The 17,529-nt window shown below is 66.9% G+C and carries 12 protein-coding genes; 7 read left to right on the plus strand and 5 right to left on the minus strand.

The window, feature by feature from the left end; genetic code table 11:
- Complete coding sequence (gene ada / locus EB235_RS16290) at positions 1 to 1,113, minus strand: bifunctional DNA-binding transcriptional regulator/O6-methylguanine-DNA methyltransferase Ada (protein ID WP_032925452.1); 1,113 nt, start codon at positions 1,111 to 1,113, stop codon at positions 1 to 3.
- A gap of 66 nt (positions 1,114 to 1,179) precedes the next feature.
- Positions 1,180 to 1,872, minus strand: a complete 693-nt coding sequence (locus EB235_RS16295) for a winged helix-turn-helix transcriptional regulator (RefSeq protein ID WP_027029989.1) — start codon at positions 1,870 to 1,872, stop codon at positions 1,180 to 1,182.
- A 176-nt stretch (positions 1,873 to 2,048) separates the two neighbouring features.
- Between EB235_RS16295 and EB235_RS16300 the strand changes: the two genes are divergently transcribed.
- Complete coding sequence (locus EB235_RS16300; RefSeq protein WP_027029988.1) at positions 2,049 to 2,375, plus strand: DUF1330 domain-containing protein; 327 nt, start codon at positions 2,049 to 2,051, stop codon at positions 2,373 to 2,375.
- 115 nt (positions 2,376 to 2,490) lie between these two features.
- Positions 2,491 to 3,027 carry a hypothetical protein gene (locus EB235_RS16305; RefSeq protein WP_171878145.1) on the plus strand — a complete coding sequence of 179 codons (537 nt, stop codon included), beginning with the start codon at positions 2,491 to 2,493 and terminating at the stop codon, positions 3,025 to 3,027.
- A gap of 70 nt (positions 3,028 to 3,097) precedes the next feature.
- Here the strand turns inward: EB235_RS16305 and EB235_RS16310 are convergent, their stop codons facing one another.
- On the minus strand, positions 3,098 to 3,547 hold the full coding sequence (locus EB235_RS16310) for an ester cyclase (protein WP_027029986.1): 450 nt from the start codon (positions 3,545 to 3,547) through the stop codon (positions 3,098 to 3,100).
- Positions 3,548 to 3,862: 315 nt separating this feature from the next.
- Between EB235_RS16310 and EB235_RS16315 the strand changes: the two genes are divergently transcribed.
- The 5 genes from EB235_RS16315 (at position 3,863) to EB235_RS16335 (ending at position 8,187) form a co-directional block, all read left to right on the plus strand.
- On the plus strand, positions 3,863 to 4,468 hold the full coding sequence (locus EB235_RS16315) for a TetR/AcrR family transcriptional regulator (RefSeq protein ID WP_051429610.1): 606 nt from the start codon (positions 3,863 to 3,865) through the stop codon (positions 4,466 to 4,468).
- Between the two features lie 169 nt (positions 4,469 to 4,637).
- The gene (locus EB235_RS16320) at positions 4,638 to 5,060 is read left to right on the plus strand and encodes a hypothetical protein (RefSeq protein WP_027029985.1); all 423 of its coding nucleotides are present in this window, start codon (positions 4,638 to 4,640) and stop codon (positions 5,058 to 5,060) included.
- Positions 5,061 to 5,092: 32 nt separating this feature from the next.
- Positions 5,093 to 5,722, plus strand: coding sequence for a DUF3313 domain-containing protein (locus tag EB235_RS16325; RefSeq protein WP_245268795.1), 630 nt, complete (start codon positions 5,093 to 5,095; stop codon positions 5,720 to 5,722).
- A 60-nt stretch (positions 5,723 to 5,782) separates the two neighbouring features.
- The gene (locus EB235_RS16330) at positions 5,783 to 5,992 is read left to right on the plus strand and encodes a hypothetical protein (RefSeq protein WP_027029983.1); all 210 of its coding nucleotides are present in this window, start codon (positions 5,783 to 5,785) and stop codon (positions 5,990 to 5,992) included.
- A gap of 101 nt (positions 5,993 to 6,093) precedes the next feature.
- Positions 6,094 to 8,187, plus strand: a complete 2,094-nt coding sequence (locus EB235_RS16335) for an EAL domain-containing protein (RefSeq protein WP_027029982.1) — start codon at positions 6,094 to 6,096, stop codon at positions 8,185 to 8,187.
- Between the two features lie 14 nt (positions 8,188 to 8,201).
- Here EB235_RS16335 and EB235_RS16340 read toward each other — a convergent pair whose 3' ends face one another.
- Together EB235_RS16340 and EB235_RS16345 are read right to left on the minus strand one after the other, a co-directional pair.
- Positions 8,202 to 8,390 carry a hypothetical protein gene (locus EB235_RS16340; RefSeq protein ID WP_027029981.1) on the minus strand — a complete coding sequence of 63 codons (189 nt, stop codon included), beginning with the start codon at positions 8,388 to 8,390 and terminating at the stop codon, positions 8,202 to 8,204.
- Between the two features lie 254 nt (positions 8,391 to 8,644).
- On the minus strand, positions 8,645 to 17,170 hold the full coding sequence (locus EB235_RS16345) for an autotransporter-associated beta strand repeat-containing protein (protein WP_167334857.1): 8,526 nt from the start codon (positions 17,168 to 17,170) through the stop codon (positions 8,645 to 8,647).
- Positions 17,171 to 17,529 lie beyond the last annotated feature (359 nt).

The raw sequence follows: 17,529 nt of genomic DNA on the forward strand, positions 1-17,529 counted from the left end.
TCAGGTCCGCGAAGACCGGTTGGCCTCGCCGGATACCGCCTCGCGGTCGAGCAGCGCGCGCTTGCGCTCGGCGCCCCAGGCATAGCCGGACAAAGCGCCGTCTTTCCTGATCACGCGGTGGCAGGGAATCGCGACCGCATGCGCGTTGGCGGCGCAGGCGGCGGCGATGGCGCGCGTCGCCTTGGGCGCGCCGATGCGCCCGGCGATCTCGGCGTAGGAAACCGTGCTGCCGGCCGGGATGTCGCGCAAGGCCTGCCAGACGCGCTGCTGGAAGGCGGTGCCGCGCACGTCGAGCGGCAGGTCGAGACCGAGCCGCGGGGCCTCGACGAGGCCGACGACGCGGGCGACCAGCGCCTCGTAGTCGCGGTCGCCGCCGATCAGCCGCGCCTTGGGGAAACGGTCCTGCAGGTCGCGCACCAGCGCGTCCGGATCGTCGCCGAGCAGGATCGAGGCGACTCCCTTGCGGCTCGATGCGACCAGTATGGCGCCGAGCGAGGTCTCGCCGACGGCGAAGCGGATGTCCTCGTTGGCGCCGCCAGCGCGGTAGCGCGTCGGTGTCATGCCGAGCATGCCGGTGGCTTTCTCGTAAAAGCGTCCGCTCGAATTGAAGCCGGCATCGTAGATCGCCACGGTCACGCTGGCGCCGTCCTCCAGGCCCTGGCGGACCCGGGCGGCGCGGTGTGCGGTGGCATAGTCCTTCGGCGTCAGCCCAGTGATCGCCTTGAAGACGCGATGGAAGTAGCCGGCGCTGCGGCCGGCGGCGGCGGCCAATTCGGCGAGCGAGGGTTCCGCCTCGCTCTGCTCGATGAACCGGCAGGCCTCGGCGACCATTGCCGCATTGCCGGCCTCCAGCGAGGGGCCATCCGGGTTGCAGCGCCGGCAGGCGCGGTAGCCGGTCGCCTTGGCCTGAGCCAGCGTATCGTGCAGTTGCACATTCCCGGGGTTGGCGCGCCGCGACGGGCAGGAGGGCCGGCAATAGACGCCGGTCGTCGCCACCGAATACCAGAATTGCCCGTCCGCCGATTTGTCGCGGGCTACGATGCGCGCCCAGCGCGGATCGTCAGCCACCGGCAGCGGCGTCGATTTCAGATCTCTTTGCAGCGTGATGAACATGGCGGCATTGAAGCCGCCTGGGGCCGCCCCCGCCACCCGTTTCCTGACAAGCGGCTCTCGGTTCTCCTACGCCGCGCGCTTGGGCTCGACCGCGAACGGGCTGAGCCCAAGCCAGGTCTGCATCTGCTTGCCGATCGCCTGATCGCCGGTCAGGGAAACCTTCGCGCCGGCCTTCTCGACCGTGAGCAATCCCATCCAGATCGCCGTCATCGTGTGCAGGTCGGTCGCCACGTAGAGGTCGACGTCGAAGCCCGGATCATACCAGCACAGATCGACCTCACCGTGCTTTTCGACGATCAGCCACCAGGACCGTTTGGATGCCGGAAGCTCCTGATACAGAAATTGTATCACGGTGCGTCCCTCGGGCAGCGGCGAGGGATTCAGATTGCGCCGCATGTCCCACATCAGCAGCGACGGATCGAGGTTCTTGAGCGACAGCCGGGACTCGACCCATTTCTGCCCCCAAAAACCCATCGCCTCGACCACGGGGCGCAAATCGCGGCCGGCTTCCGTCAGCCGATAGTCGAAGATTCCCTTCTCCCCCTGGATCTCCTTGCGTTCGACGATCCCCGCCAGCTCGAGCTCCTTCAGCCGTTGCGACAGAAGGGTTGGCGACATCTTTGGCACGCCGCGGCGCAGGTCGTTAAAGCGGGTCGAGCCCGCCACCAATTCGCGCATCAGCACCATCGTCCAGCGGGTGCACAGCACCTCGGCGGCCATCGATAGCGGGCAGAACTGCTTGTATCCGTGCTGGGTCATGATTGGTGTCCCTCCTTCGAAGCTGGGATGAATATTAGCCCTTCATGATTGAGGCGGCGAGTACAGAAACTGTACCGGCCCGGTACAGATCGCGGACTGGTTGGCGAGAGCCCTGCCATGCGAGCCCTTTGGCCGGTGCACGGGATACCCCTGTGCGCCGCAACCAGGAGAATAGCATGACCGTTTACGTTATCGCAGACATCAAGATGAAGGAGCCGAACTGGGTGCCGGCCTACGCGGCTTCGGTGCACGACATCGTCCACAAGCACGGCGGCAGGTATCTAGCGCGCAGCGGCAATGTGAAGACGCTTGAAGGCAAGCCGCTCGACACCACCCTGATTGCCTTGATGGCGTTCCCGTCGGAAACGGCGGCGCGCGCCTTTACCAATGACCCGGAATACGCGCCTTTCGTTTCGGCACGCCAGGGCGGCAGCGACAGCCGTTTCCAGCTGATCGACAACACCGATCTGGCTGGAACGATCCCTTATCTGCCGAAGGGATGACCCTTCCACGATACATCGAATTCGGGATCACCAAGCAACAACAGTCACGGCGCTTGCCTGCCGGGCCTCCGTATTTTCGGCGGCCGGCCAGCCGTGCTTTTTCAAGAAGAATGGAATGGATATGAAATCAAATCTTCGCAACAGGCTCGTCATGGCGGGGGCCATGCTGGCCGTCTGCACCAGCTTCGCATGGGCGCATCAGGAAGCGCCTGAAGCGGCATCCGGCCCCAACCCGCTGGCCGACAAGGTACGGGCCGCGAACAGCCGGTTCCTTGACGTCAAGGCGGCGACGGCCGAGGGCTATGCGCCCATTCCCTGCGCCAGCGGCATCACCGGCGGAGCCATGGGCATCCACTACGTCAACGGCCAGTATCTGAAGGATGACAAGATCGACATCGCCCGTCCTGAGGCCGTGATGTACGAGCCGATGGCCGATGGCACGCTTAAGCTGGTGGCGGTCGAGTACATCACCTCGAAGGGACCGGCCTCGCTCGACGGGCAGCTGTTCAACTTCAACAGCGCCCCCAATCGCTACGGCCTGGGTGAATTCTACGAGCTGCATGTCTGGGCCTGGAAGGGCAACCCGACGGGCACTTTCGCCGACGTGAACCCGAAAGTGTCATGCGAACACGCAATGGCGCCGAGCCAGTAAGCTCAGCAAGCAATGGGGCCAGGCGGTGCTTTATACCGCCTGGCCCTGACGTCGTTTCGCGTGACCTGCCTCAGGTGGCCTTGATCAGGCCGAGCTGGGTGAGTGCGGCGACGCCGTCGTCGAGGCCGATCTCCTCGACGATCCGGCCGTCGATCACTTTCAGCACCGTGGTGCCGGTGAAGCGCATCGTGCGGCCGGTGGCGGCGGGCAGCGAACCGGCCAGGAAATCGCTGAAGGCCGGGCCGGTGTGGGTGCCGCCGCCTTCCCACTGACCGACGACATAGTCGCCCTCGGCGATCAGATCGGCGGTCGCCCAGAAGTTGAGGTCCGGGAAGGCGGCGCGGAAATCGGTCATGAAGGTCTTGATGTCGTCGCGGCCGCTGCGCGGCTCATGCAAGGAATATCTAAGCAGCATGTCGGGCGCGGCAATGTCGTCGACGACGCTGAGATCGCAGGTTTCACCCCAGAAGTCGGTGAACCATCTGACGACGACGGCCTTATTGTCTTCTTGCTTGGTCATTGGGAGGTCCTCTTCCTGTTTGCTAGGGATCATCGGCGCTGCCGATGACCCGGGATCACCGGTCTTCGCCGATGACCTGGGATCACCGGTCTTCGCCGATGACCTGGGCAAGCACTAGGAGGATCCGGCGGGACCAAAACTCCGGTTCTTGCCGGCCAATCGAAAGTGGGGGAGGGCACCAGTGGTTGGGTCAGGGCATAAAACAGACCGTGCGGATTGTTTTTGCCGTGCTTCAGGTCTATCTGATGAAAGCGGATGCCACATCACCGCGTCAGCGGTCGTTGCGTGTCGGCCGCAGGTTTGTTGGAAATCGCCATGGACAATGTCTCCCGTTCCGAACGCTCCCGAAACGCCATCATCCAGGCGGCGCTCGCCATCATCGCGCGGGATGGGCCGGGCCGGCTGACGCTGGATGCCATCGCCCGCGAGGGCGGCCTCTCGAAGGGCGGCGTGATGCATCAATTTCGTACCAAGGAAGCGGTGCTGAAGACGCTGCTGGAGAACCAGGTCGAGTTCTTCGAGAATTTTTCCCGGGATTTTCTGGCAGAGGCCGGCACCGGAACGAAGGAACCCCAACTCTCGGCGCAGATCGCGGTGCAGCGCAAGGTCGTCGCCGAACCGCATTCGGTGGCCTTCGGCCTGCTCGGTGCCTTGGCGGAGAACCCGGCATTGCTGTCCGGCCTGCGTGAGACGGATGCCAGCAAGGTCGAAGCCATTCGATCCGAAGCCGCCGATCCCGATCTGGCGACACTTCGCCTGTTCGCGGCCAAGGGCCTCGCCCTGACGACAATGATAGGCATCTGCTCGCTGTCGGAAGAGGATCTGGAGCGGCTGTTCGACCGGCTTCTCGACAACACCCAGTGGCCTGCCACCGGGGACCGCTCCGCTTCCAGCAGGGTTGTGAATAAAAAAACCGACTAGATGGTTTGCAAATCTATTTTTGGCTGTTATACGAACACCCAACGCAGAAGCGAAGGGTGCAGGCATGTTTCAGCCAGGGACGAAGAGCAGCGGTGGCGGATGGCCCGCAAAAAGCGGGCAACTGGCCAGGCTGAAGGCTTCCGGCGGATCGTTTCCCGCTCACGGACACATGGCCGGGGCGGTGGCTGTCGCCGACGAAACCCGGCATGGCACGCGGCGCCCGATCTCCAGGCGGCTCCTCTTCCGTCAGCTCGTCGCATCCGTTTCCACGCCGCTGGTGGCCACCGGCCTTGCTTTATGTCTCGTCGACCTGATGACGGCCCTGCTGGCAGTGCTGCTGTTCGGCCGCGTCCACACTGTTGTCCCTGGGTCCGAGGCACTGTTGGCTGACCGGCCACAGACGCTGCTGCTGGTGCTGGCGGCGATCCTCGCCTTGCTGCCGCTGCTGCACCTCGCCTCGAAGGTCTTCGCTCATGTGGCGCGCAGGTCGCGCCGGCACGCATGGCTCGGCACCGCGCGCGTGATGCTGTGCGCACCGGCGAGCCTTTGCCCGGTCACCGTCATTACGCTTTTGCTCGCAACAGGACATTGAAGATGAACAGGATCTTGAGGAACTCCCTTACTATGGCCGGGCTCTGCCTGGCTCTCCAGGGCTGCGTCAGTGCCGACCCGATCGCCTATTCGGGATTGTCGTCGTCGGCTGAGCTTGCTCCCAATCCACGCGATGCAACCGGGCGGGTGCCTTACGCCTATTCGACCGCCGTCGACTGGCGACAGTACAGCAGCGTCATCGTCGATCCCGTCGTCATCTATCGTGGCGCCGACGGGCAGTTCGGCAAGATGCCGGCAAGCGACAAGGCCGCGATCGCCAGCTATATGCAGGCTCGCTTCACCGAAAGGCTGAAGAGCCGGTTCACCCTCGCCGGCAAGGCGGGGCCGAACACCTTGCGCGTGCGGCTGACGCTGACCGGTGCCAAGGCCAACACGCCGGTTCTTGGCACGCTGTCGCGCTTTGACATTGCCGGCGGCGTCTACAACACCGTGCAGACCGCGCGCGACCGGGAAGGGTCGCTGACCGGCTCGGTCCTCTACGCCGTTGAGATCTTCGACGCCGGGACCAACCGCCTGCTGAAGGCCTTCGTCACCAAGCAATATCCGAGCCCGATCAACATCAAGGCCAGCATGGAGCCGCTGGCCGCCGCGCAGGCCGGTGTCGACAAGGGAGCGGATGCGCTTCTCGCCCAGTTAAAGTGACGGCCCTCAGGCCCTCAACCGGCGATTTGCCGGAACCCAAACCACCAGGAGCGTTCGGCCATGGAGGCCATATCAATCGCCTGGTTTTTTAGCTGGCAGCTCTGGCTGACGGCCTTGAGCCTGATCGAAGGACATCCCATGCATCGTGTGATTTTTCGGACAATTATCCTCCTGGGCGCGCTGGCGCTGCTCGGCTGCGAACGAAACAGCCCCTTCGCCAAGCCCGAACAGCCGGCGAAGTCCTCGGCTGAGTCCATGTGGTCGCCGTGACTGGCAGGGCGCGGTGGAGCCGCCCATGCCGCGTGCGGTAACTGTTTATTCTCTGGTTTTGCCGCAGATTGCCCCTGGGGTGGGGCAAACGAAATCAGAAGATGGCGCGTCAGGGCAAGAAAAGTCGCAATGAAGAGTTTTGGGCGCTGGCGCTTGAACGCGCTCATCTTGGCGTCTGGGACTGGGATATTGCAAACGGTAGCTGCTTCTATTCGCCGACATGGTGGCGCATGCTCGGCTATGAGGAGGGCGAGCTTGCCGATACGGCCGATCTCTGGCTGCAACTGACGCATCCCGACGACCGTGAGCGGGCGCTGGCCAGCGGCGACGCCCACATTGCCGGCTTGACCCCGTCGATCGAGACCGAAATCAGGCTGAAGCACAAGCAGGGCCACTGGGTCTGGGTGCTCGACCGCGGCGGCGTTGTCGAGCGCGACGCGCTGGGAAAGCCGGTCAGGCTGATGGGCGTGCAGACGGACATTTCGAAGCAGAAGGCAGCCGAAGCCGCGCTTGAACAGGTCAATGTGCGCTTCCGCCTGGCGCTCGCCGCCAGCGGCACCGGCATCTGGCACTATGACATGGCCACCAACAAGAGCTATTGGGACGCCCGTACCAGGGACATATTCGGCCTCGTTGCCGACACCGACGAGGTGACAGGCGACCTCTGGCACAGTTTTCTGCATCCCGACGACAAGGAAGCCACCGAGCGCGCCCACCAGCCGTCACCCGGCTCGGATGCGGTTACCGCCTCGCAATACCGCATCATCAAACGCGACGGCGAGATCCGCCATGTCGAATCGCTGGTGCGCTTCGTCGCCGCCGCCGGCACCGCGGGCCAGGTCCTCGGCACTGTGCGCGACATCACCGAGGACAAGCTGCGCGAACAGGAACTGGCCTTCGCTGCCCGCCACGACGCGCTGACCGGCCTGTGGAACCGCTCCGCCTTCGACAGGCTCCTTGCCGACCATATCGCAACGGGCGTGCCGTTGGCGGTGTTCTATGTCGATCTCGACTACTTCAAGGCGCTCAACGATTTCGCCGGCCATGCCGCCGGCGATCTGGCGCTGAAGAGCGTGGCGGCGGGCATTGGCCGCTGTCTGCCGCCATCGGCGCATGCGGCGCGGCTGGGCGGCGACGAGTTTGCCCTGCTGGTGCCGCATTGCGACGCGGCACAGGCCGAGCGGCTGGCCAGCGCCATCCTGGCGGCCGTGCGCGGGGCGGATCTCGGCCTAGCCGCGACCTCGCGGCGGCTCGCGGCAAGCATCGGTATCGCCATGGTGCATGACCATACCACCACGGTCGCCGACGCGTTGGCCTGCGCCGACGACGCCTGCTACGCGGCCAAGGCCGCCGGGCGCGACCGTTTCGCGGTGTTTTCGGCCGAGGCCAATTCCGGCGGGCTCAATGCGGCGCGGCTCGCCGCCGACACGGTCGACGCCATGGAGGACGGAAGGCTGAAACTGTTCGGCCAGGAGATCCACCGGCTGGGTCGGCCCTGGGACGAAAGCCGCCACGTCGAGGTGCTGGCGCGGCTTGTCGGGCGCGGCGGCCGGCTGATCCCGCCCGGCGAATTCATACCGGCAGCGGAGCGCTTCGGCATTGCAGCCCGGCTCGATCGCTGGATCATCCGCACCGCGCTCTCGCTGCACGGCGCGGCGATGAAGTCGGGTGCGATCACGCTCGGCTTCAACCTGTCGGCGCAGACGCTGAGCGATCCCGCTCTGTGGGACTTCGTCGACAGCATCATCGAGGAAACAGGGGCGCCGCATTCCGGCATCGGCTTCGAGATCACCGAAACCGCCGCCGTCACCAATTTCGACGCCGCCGAGACGTTCGTGCGCAAGGCGCGCGAGCGGCGCTGCCGGGTCAGCCTCGACGATTTCGGCGCCGGCATGAGCTCATTTGAATATCTCAGGCGCTTTCCGGTCGATGCCATCAAGATCGACGGTTCCTTCATCGAGCACATCACCGAAAGCCGCTTCGACCGCGAGATCGTGCTGGCCATCACAAGCATCGGCCGCAGCCTCGGCTGCGACGTGGTCGGCGAGAAGATCGAGCGTCAGGATACGCTTGGCATGCTCAGCGACATGGGCGTCGCCTTCGGCCAGGGGTTCCTGCTGCATCGGCCGGAACCGCTGGAGCAGGTTGTCACCCGCGCCACCATAATGGCTGGCGCGGTCCGCAAGGCATCGTAATCAAGGCATCGTCATCATTGCCGCGCGGCCGAGCGCGGAAACTCCAGCACCCCGGCCTCGGGCCGCCTGTGCTGGGCCTCCACCACGGTTTCGATCAACTGGTCGAGGACCTCGCATGCAGAGCGGCTGGCCTCGTCATTGCCGCGCAGATGGTGGTAGGCGCGCTCAAGATGGATGCGGGCAGCTGAAAAATCGCTGGTCAATGGTCCCTCCATGATCCCGCCCTAATGTATCTTGGCCTGCCTGGTGGAACGCGGGGTAAATATCCACAGTCGGGTTTTATTCAAATGCCGCTGAAGTTTGCCAGAATATGGACCGGGGCCAGAATATCGACCGGGACAGGCGCGCAGGAGCAGGAGAGGCATGCGGGATCGCGAGGGCGGTGGCTGCCGGTGCTGTCCGGCTGGCCACAACGGGCGGCCGATCGAGCCTGTCGATCGGCCGCCGGTTCGTGTCGTCAGAACTTGACGCTGAGCGTGCCCTTGAGGGTGTGCTCCAGCGCGCCGGATCCAAGCTGCCCGCTATAGGTGAGGTCGAGGCTGCTCTTTTCCGCCAGGCGCCAGTCCGCACCCGCTTCCAGCACCAGTGCGTCGCGGGCGATCGGCACGCCGCTCACCGCAAACGCATCGCTGCCGGCGAAGGCAAAGGTTTCCGTTGGCACCACGTCCGAATAGGCGTGCTGCCAGCCCACCAGGCCGTGCACGCGCAGCAGGCTGTCTCCAGCCGTGATGTCGGTCGCGGCCCTCAGGCCGAGCGTGGTGTAGGGGACATCGCGGGTGATGCCATCGCTGGTCAGCGCCGCGGGGCCGCCGGTCTCGGTGAAGCCGTCGGCATTCAGATGGACATAGGCGGCGTTGACGAAGGGCTCGAAGTCGATGCCGTTGGCGGTCATGGCGTAGCCCATCTCGCCGAACAGATAGGTCGTCGAGGCATCGTAGTCGGCGCTCAGCCTGTCGGCGAAGCCCGGGAATGCGACGGTGCGGTCGGTCTTGACCTGATACCAGTCATGACCGACGCCGAAGCGCAGGCCGATATGGTCGAGCTGCGTGCCGGCATAGGCCATGATGTGATAATTGTTGCTGGACCCCGACGACTGGCGCGCATCGACGTCGAACGACGAATGCGAATAGCCGGCCGCCGCGCCCACCAGCCAGTTGTCGCCAACCGGCCCGTCGACGCCGATCAGAAGACCGCCAAGCGAGTGCGTGAGCTCGGCGGCATTGCCGTCGCCGCTGAATTTTCCCCAGCTGCCGATGGCCTGCGACCAGACGGTGAAACGCTCGCGCTCGGGCGTGGCCGCCGAACAGCTCATCAGCGGATCCTTGAGATCGACATAGGAGCCGGGATCGGATGGCTCGGCTGCAAGCCCTGATATGATGCGGTCGGCCATGGTCTTGCGCATGAAGCGCGTTTCGTCGATCAGGGCGCTGGTCACGCTCGGGTGGATCTCGCCCGAAAGCTGGTCCAATGCCGCTTGCGCCTGGGCTTCCGAGCCGTTGAGGATGGCGGTCACGATCGGGTTGGACGGATCGAGCGTCTCGACCGCGTTGCCGACGCTTTGCTGGTTGGGCGTCTGGCCGACATCGCCGATGGAGGTGCCGTTGCGGTTGACCTCAACCTCGACCGCGTCCGGCTGGTAGATCAGCGTCGGCGTCAGGAAGGCCGAGCCGCCGGCCGCCGCAACCGTGGTGAAGGTTCCGCCGACGCCGCTGCCCGAGGTGATGATCACATAGGTGGTGCCGGCGATCATCATGCCGCCGACATTGACCGTGCCGCCGGTAAGCGTGGTGGCGCCGGACGCGGCGATGAGGTCGCTGGTACCGCCCGCGCCGACATCGACCGCCAGCGTCGAACCCGCCGCAAAGGCGACATCGCCGGCAACATTCAGCGTGCCGACCGGATTGCCGCCGGTCGGGCTGCCCGGCGCAACGGTCCCGCCGGCGGCGGCATCGATTCCGCCGACGGTGCCGGTCCCCGCCAGCGTTCCACCAGTGTCGACGGCGACCGTGGAATTGGCGATCGAGCCGGTGATGTCGAGCGTGCCGCGGAGCACGTTGGTCGGACCGGTATAGGTGCTGGTGCCCGACAGCGTCAGAAGGCCCGTATCGATCTTGTCGAGGCCGAGGCCGCCCGCGCCATCCTCGATGGTGCCGGCGAAGCTGCCGGCGCCGGCGCTGAGCACAGCCGCGGCACCGCCGTCATTGGTGATGGTGGCGCCGGCCGATCCGGTCAGGTTGGTGGCCGTCGCGCCAAAGCCGTTGAGGTCGAGCGTGCCTTGCGCGCCGATATTGAGCGTTGCGCCGGTTCCCGCCGTCAGCGTGCCGGCGGCCGCGTCGCCAAGCCGTAAGGTGCCGAAATCAGCCGAAAGCGTCACTCCGTTGCCCACCGAGGCGCCGGCGCCGTCCAGGGCCACGATGCCCGTGTTGCCGGCCGAGCCGATGTGCAGATCCGCCCCGGCTTCAAACCCGAGCGGTCCGCGAAGTTCGGCGGCGATGCCGGTCTGGGCCGACAGCGTCGCAGCGGTGCCCGCCGCCAGGTCGAGCCCGTTGTTGAAGGTGCCGTTGGCGGCGAGGATCAGCTGTGTTCCAGCGCCGAGCGTCGCGTCACCAGTACCGAGCGCGCCGGTGTTGCCGGCGATGACAACCCCGGCAGTGATATCGAGGCCGCCGCCGAAAGTGTTGGCGCCGTTGAGCGCCAGCGTGCCGGCACCGGTCTTGATCAGGCCGTTGGCGGCGCCACCCGAGATGATGCCGCCCAGAGTGCCGGTCCCGGCGGCGACGTCGAGCGAGGCATCGCCGCTGCCGGTCAGGGCGATGTTGTTGCCGAGCGAAATCCCGGCGCCAAGGCCGAGCGTGGCGCCTCCGGCAAGCGAAGCATCACCGCTGCCGAGCGCGAGATTGTTGCCGGCGATGACGGTGCCGACGCCGATGACGAGACCGCCGGCAAAGGTGTTGGCGCCGTTCAGCACCAGCGTGCCGGTTCCAGTCTTGGTCAGGCTGTCGCCTGCTGCGCCCGAGATGATGCCGGCAAGCGTTCCGGTGCCGAGCGTGACGTCGAGCGAGGCATCGCCGGTCAAGGCGATGTTGTTGGCAAGTGCGATGCCGGCGCCGAGGCCGAGCGTGGTGCCGCTGGCCAGGGTGGCCGCTCCGCTGCCCAGTGCTGTGTTGTTGCCGGCAATGACAGTGCCGGCATTGATCGCGAGGCCGCCGGCGAACGTGTTGGCGCCGTCGAGCGCCAGCGTGCCGGCGCCGGTCTTAATCAGGCCGTTGGCGCCGGAGATGACGCCGGTCAAGGTGCCGATGCCGAGCGCGACGCCGAGCGAGGCGTCGCCGGCGCCGGTCAGGCCGATATTGTTGTCAAGCGTGATGCCGGCGCCGAGGCCGAGCGTAGCGCCACCGGACAGGGTGGCCGCTCCGGTGCCCAGTGCGCTGTTGTTGCCGGCAAGAACGGTGCCGGCAGTGATGTCGATGCCGCCGGCGAATGTGTTGGCGCCGGTCAGCGCCAGCGTGCCGGCGCCGGTCTTGATCAGGCCGTTGGCGGCGCCGCCAGAGATGATGCCAGTCGATGTGCCCGTGCCGAGCGCCACGTCGAGTGAGGCGTCGCCGGTGCCTGTCAGGCCGATATTGTTGCCGAGCGTGATGCCGGCGCCGAGGCCGAGGGCAGCGCCGCCGGCAAGGCTGGCCGCGCCGGTGCCGAGAGCCTGATTGTTGCCGGCAAGGACGGTGCCGGCATTGATGTCGATGCCGCCGGCGAAAGTGTTGGCGCCGTTGAGCGCCAGCGTGCCGGCGCCGGTCTTGATGAGACCGTTGGCAGCGCCGCCTGAGATGATGCCGGTCAAAGTCCCGGTGCCGAGCGCCACATCAAGCGAAGCGCTGCCGGTGCCGGTCAGACCGATATTGTTGCCGAGCGTGATGCCGGCGCCAAGCCCAAGCGTGGCACCGCCGGCGAGTGAAGCCGCACCGCTGCCGAGAGCCGTGTCGTTGCCGGCGACGACGGTGCCGGCGCTGATGTCGATGCCGCCGGCAAACGTGTTGGCGCCGTTCAGCACCAGCGTTCCGGTGCCGGTCTTGATCAGGCCGTTGCCAGCTCCGCCGCCGGAAATGATGCCGGTCAAGGTGCCGGTGCCGAGCGCCACGTCGAGCGAGGCGCCGCCGGCGCCGGTCAGGCCGATGTTGTTGCCGAGGGTGACGCCGGCGCCCAGGCCAAGCGTGGCGCCGCCGGCCAGCGACACCGGATTGGCGGCGAGGCCGAGGGCCGTGTTGCTGCCGGCGACCAGCGTGCCGCCGCCAATGGTGACGGCGCCGGTAAAACTGTTGTTGCCGGTCAGCGTCAGCGTGCCCGCACCGGTCTTATCGAGCGCGATGTTGCCGGTGATCGTGCCGGCGAAATTGCCGGCGGCGATGCCGAGCGTCGCCGCGGCGCCGGCATTGCCGATGGTGCCGCCGGCGACGCCGGTCAGGTTGCCGATCGTCGCGCCGAAACCGTTGAGGTCGACCGCGCCGGTGGCGGCGACATTGAGCGTCGCATTGGCCAGTGTCGCGCCGATCGCCGCGTCGTCCAGCTGCAACGTGCCGAAATCGGCTGACAGCGTGGCGCCGGCGCCGATCGTGCCGGCACCGGCGAGGCCGACAATGCCATTGTTGGTCACTGTCCCGATGCCGAGCGTGGCGCCGGCGCCGAGATTGAGCCCGCCGCCAAGCGTGGCGGTGAGGCCGGCGCCCGCCGACAGCGTACCGCCGAGCCCGGCGCCGAGATTGAGTGCATTGTTGAAGGTGCCGGTGGCGCCGAGCGTTAGTTCGGTGCCGGCGCCAAGCGTGACCTGGCCGATGCCGCCAGGGCCGCTGCCCAGCGCATTGACATTGGTCGCCAGCACCGAGCCGGCGCCGATGGTCAGCCCGCCGGTGAGGCCGATATTGTTGCCGCCAAGCGTCAGTTGCCCGGCACCGGTCTTGATCAGCGCATTGCCACCGCTGATCGCGCCGGTCAGCGTTCCAACGCCGAGCGAGACATCGAGCGTGGCATTGCCGGCGCCGGTCAGGCCGATATCGTTGCCAAGCGTGATGCTGGCGCCGAGGCCGAGCGTGGCGCCGCCGGCGAGCGAAGCCGCGCCGCTGCCGAGCGCGAGGTTGTTGCCGGCGATGACGGTGCCGGCGCCGATGGTGAGACCGCCGGCAAAAGTGTTGGCGCCGTTGAGCGCCAGCGTGCCTGCGCCGGTCTTGATGAGGCCGTTGGCGCCGGAGATGATGCCGGTCAAGGTGCCGATGCCGGCCGAAACGTCGAGCGAGGCACTGCCGGCGCCGGTCAGGCCGATATTGTTGCCAAGCGTGATGCCGGCGCCGAGGCCGAGCGTGGCGCCACCGGCCAGCGAAGCTGCGCCGCTGCCGAGCGCGAGATTGTTGCCGGCGATGACGGTGCCGGCGCCCATGGTGAGACCCCCAGCAAAGGTATTGGCGCCGTTGAGCGCCAGCGTGCCGAGGCCGGTCTTGATCAGGCCATTGGCGGCGCCGCCGGAGATGATGCCGTTCAGCGTGCCGATGCCGGCGGAGACGTCGAGCGAGGCGCTGCCGGCACCGGTCAGGCCGATATCGTTGCCAAGCGTGATGCCGGCGCCGAGGCCGAGCGTGGCGCCACCGGCGAGCGAAGCCGCGCCGCTGCCGAGCGCGAGATTGTTGCCGGCGATGACGGTGCCGGCGCCGATGGTGAGACCCCCAGCAAAGGTGTTGGCGCCGTTGAGCGCCAGCGTGCCGGTGCCGGTCTTGATGAGGCCGTTGGTGCCGGAGATGATTCCGGTCAAGGTGCCGATGCCGGCGGAGACGTCGAGCGAGGCATTGCCGGCACCGGTCAGGCCGATATCGTTGCCGAGCGTGATGCCGGCGCCCAGCCCAAGTGTCGCGCCGCCGGCGAGCGAGGCCGCTCCGCTGCCAAGCGCAAGGTTGTTGCCGGCGATGACGGTGCCGGCGCCGATGATGAGACCGCCGGCAAAGGTGTTGGCGCCGTTCAGCGCCAGCGTGCCGAGGCCGGTCTTGATCAGGCCATTGGCGGCGCCACCGGAGATGATGCCGTTCAGCGTGCCGGTGCCGAGCGCTACGTCAAGCGTGGCGGCGCCGCTGCCGGTCAGGCCGATGTCGTTGCCGAGCGTGATGCCGGCGCCGAGCCCCAGCGTCGCGCCGCCGGCGAGGTCGGTAGCCCCGGTGCCGAGCGCGCTGTTATTGCCGGCGATGACGATGCCGGCATTGATATCGATGCCGCCGGCGAAGGTGTTGGCGCCGTTGAGTACCAGCGTTCCGGTGCCGGTTTTGATCAGGCCATTGGCAGCGCCGCCTGAGATGACGCCGTTCAGCGTGCCGATGCCGGCCGCGACATCGAGCGAGGCGTTGCCGCTTCCGGTCAGGCCGATGCCGTTGCCGAACGTGACGCCGGCGCTGAGCCCAAGCGTGGCGCCGCCGGCTAGGGAGACGGCGTTGGCGGCGAGACCAAGCGCCGTGTTGCTGCCAGCAATCAGCGTGCCGCCACCAATGGTGATGCCGCCGGCAAAACTGTTGTTGCCGGTCAGCGTCAGCGTGCCCGCGCCGGTCTTGTCGAGCGAGATGTTGCCGGTGATGGAGCCGCCGAAATTACCGGCGCCAATGCCCAGGGTTGCCGCAGCGCCCAAATTACCGATGGTGCCGCCGGCAAGGCCGGTGAGGGTGCCGACCGTCGCGCCGAAGCCATTGAGGTCGACGGCGCCGACCGCGCCGACATTGAGCGTTGCATTGCCGAGCGCGGCGCCGATCGCGGCGTCACCCAATTGCAGCGTGCCGAAATTGGCCGACAGCGTCGCGCCCGCGCCGATCGTCGTGCCGCCGCCGAGCAGCGCCACGGTGCCATTGTTTATGGCGGTGCCGATGCCGAGCGTCGCGCCGGCGCCGAGATTGATGCCGCCGCCGAGCGTGGCGGTAAGACCGGTGCCCGCCGACAGCGTGCCGCCAAGGCCCGCGCCAAGATTGAGCTGGTTGTTGAAGGTGCCGTTCGCATCCAGTGTCAGCTCGGTGCCGCCGCCGAGCGTGACTTGGCCGATGCCGCCAACGCCGCTGCCCAGCGCATTGACGTTGGTCGCCAGCACCGAGCCGGCGCCGATGGTCAGCCCGCCGGTGAAGCCGGTGTTGATGCCGCCGAGCGTCAATTGTCCCGCGCCGGTCTTGGTCAGGCCCGCGGTGCCGGTGATGTTGCCGTTAAGCGTGCCGATGCCGCCGGAGACGTCGAGAGAGGTGGCGCCGGTTACGTCGAGATCGTTGGTCAGCGTCGTGCCGGCGCCGATGCCGAAAGACGAGCCGGCGCCAAGGCTTATGCCACCCAACCCCAGCGCCAGATTGTTGGCCACCACCAGCGAGCCGCCGCCGCTGATCGACACGCCGCCGGTGAAGGTGTTGACGCCCGACAGCGTCAGCGTGCCGGCGCCGATCTTGTTCAGCCCGAGGTTGCCGGAGATCACGCCGGCGAAATTTCCGGCGTCGATGTTGAGGGTGGCAGCACCCCCGGTATTGGTGAGGCTGCCGCCGATGGCGCCGGTCAGATTGCCGATTGTGGCGCCGAAGCCGTTGATGTCGACGGTGCCGGCCGCACCGATGTTGAGCGTCGCGTTGCTGAGCTGCGCGCCGATCGAGGCATCGCCAAACTTCACCGAGCCGAAGTCGGCGGAGAGGGTTGCCCCAGCGCCGATGGTCGAGGTGCCGGCTAGCGTCAGGCTGCCCAGCGAAGCCGCCGTGCCCAGGCCGAGCGTGGCGCCGGCGCCGATGTTCAAACCGCCGCCCAGCGTCACGTTGAGGCCGGTGCCGGCCGAGAGCGTGCCGCCGAGCCCGGCGCCGAGATTGAGAGCGTTGTTGAAGGTGCCTGCCGCACCGAGCGTGAGGGCGGCGCCACCGCCGAGCGTCACCTGGCCGATGCCGCCGGCGCCGCTGCCCAGCGCATCGACATTGGTTGCCAGCACCGAGCCGGTGGCGATGGTGAGCCCGCCGGTGAGGCCGGTGTTGACGCCGCCCAGCGTCAGCTGTCCGGCGCCCGTCTTGGTCAGGCCGATCGTGCCGCTTATTGCACCGTTCAATGTTCCGGTGCCGAGCGCCACGTCTAGCGTGGCGCTGCCGGCGCCGGTCAGGCTGACGGCGTTGCCGAGCGTGACACCGGCGCCGAGGCCGAGCGTGGCGCCGCCGGAAAGGCTGGCAGCGCCAGTGCCAAGCGCCGTGTTGGAGCCAGCGACCAGCGTTCCAGCGCCGATGCTGACGCCGCCGGTGAAAGTGTTGGCGCCGGTGAGCGTCAAGGACCCGGTGCCGGTCTTAATCAGCGAACCGCCCGCGCCGCCAATGGTGCCGTTGAAAATCGTGTCGCCGCCGATGCCGCCAAGCGTCAGCGCCTTGGCGCCGAGATCGACAGAACCCGTGCCGGACAGCGAGCCGATGCTCATTCCGCCCGATGTCAGGCCGGAAAGGCCGAGGCTGCCGCCGGCAAGAGTGATGGCGGCGTTGCCGCCGGTGCTGGTTCCCGTGAAGTTCGCGGCGCCCCCGAGAGCGACGGAAACGGCGGCGTTGCCGCCAGTGCTGGTCCCCGTGAAATTCGCGACGCCGCCGAGATTGACCGATATGCCGGCATTGTCGGCGCTGCTCGATCCGTTGAAATTGAGGGTGCTGCCAGCCCCGCCAACGGCGATCTGCGCGGCTCCGGCGAGACTGTTGCCGGCGAAATTTATATCGCCGCCAAGGGTAGCGGTGATGGTGGCATTGGCGCCCGTGCTGGTGCCGGCGAAATTGACGGTACCGTTGGCGGTGGCATTGATCAGGGCATTGCCGGCGCTGGTGCCAGTGCCGTTGAAGGTCAACGCCCCGCTACCGCCAAGCGTGCCGCCCACGGCGAAGGTCGGCGTTGTCAGCGTGGAATTGTTCTGAATGCCGGCGCCGCCCAACGTCAGGGAACTGGCCAGGCCCACACCGCCGACACTAAAAGTATAGGGCACCGCCCCGGCCGTGAACGATATGGCCCCGACGGAGCTGGCCCCAGGTCCGAACCCAACGGCGGGGACCCCAACTGTGTCGAATGTTGCGGTGTCCGCGGCGGTGGGAACGCCGGCCGTCCAGCTCAAGGGATTGTTCCAGCTGCCGAGGCCGGCGCCGGTCCAGGTCGAATCGGCTGCCAATGCCGGCCCTGCGGCTGATGCGATGGCTATTGCGAGACTTGAAACACCCAGAAGCAGAGCAACCCGATTGGAATGGCACGAACGAATCCGCCAAGGCATGCGTTGCCCCTTCCTGTTGCAGGATCAAGCCAATAGTATTCTTCCTATTTTTAACTATGTTGAAAAATAACATGTGGACA

The organism is Mesorhizobium loti R88b (assembly GCF_013170845.1).
Classification (GTDB): domain Bacteria; phylum Pseudomonadota; class Alphaproteobacteria; order Rhizobiales; family Rhizobiaceae; genus Mesorhizobium; species Mesorhizobium loti_B.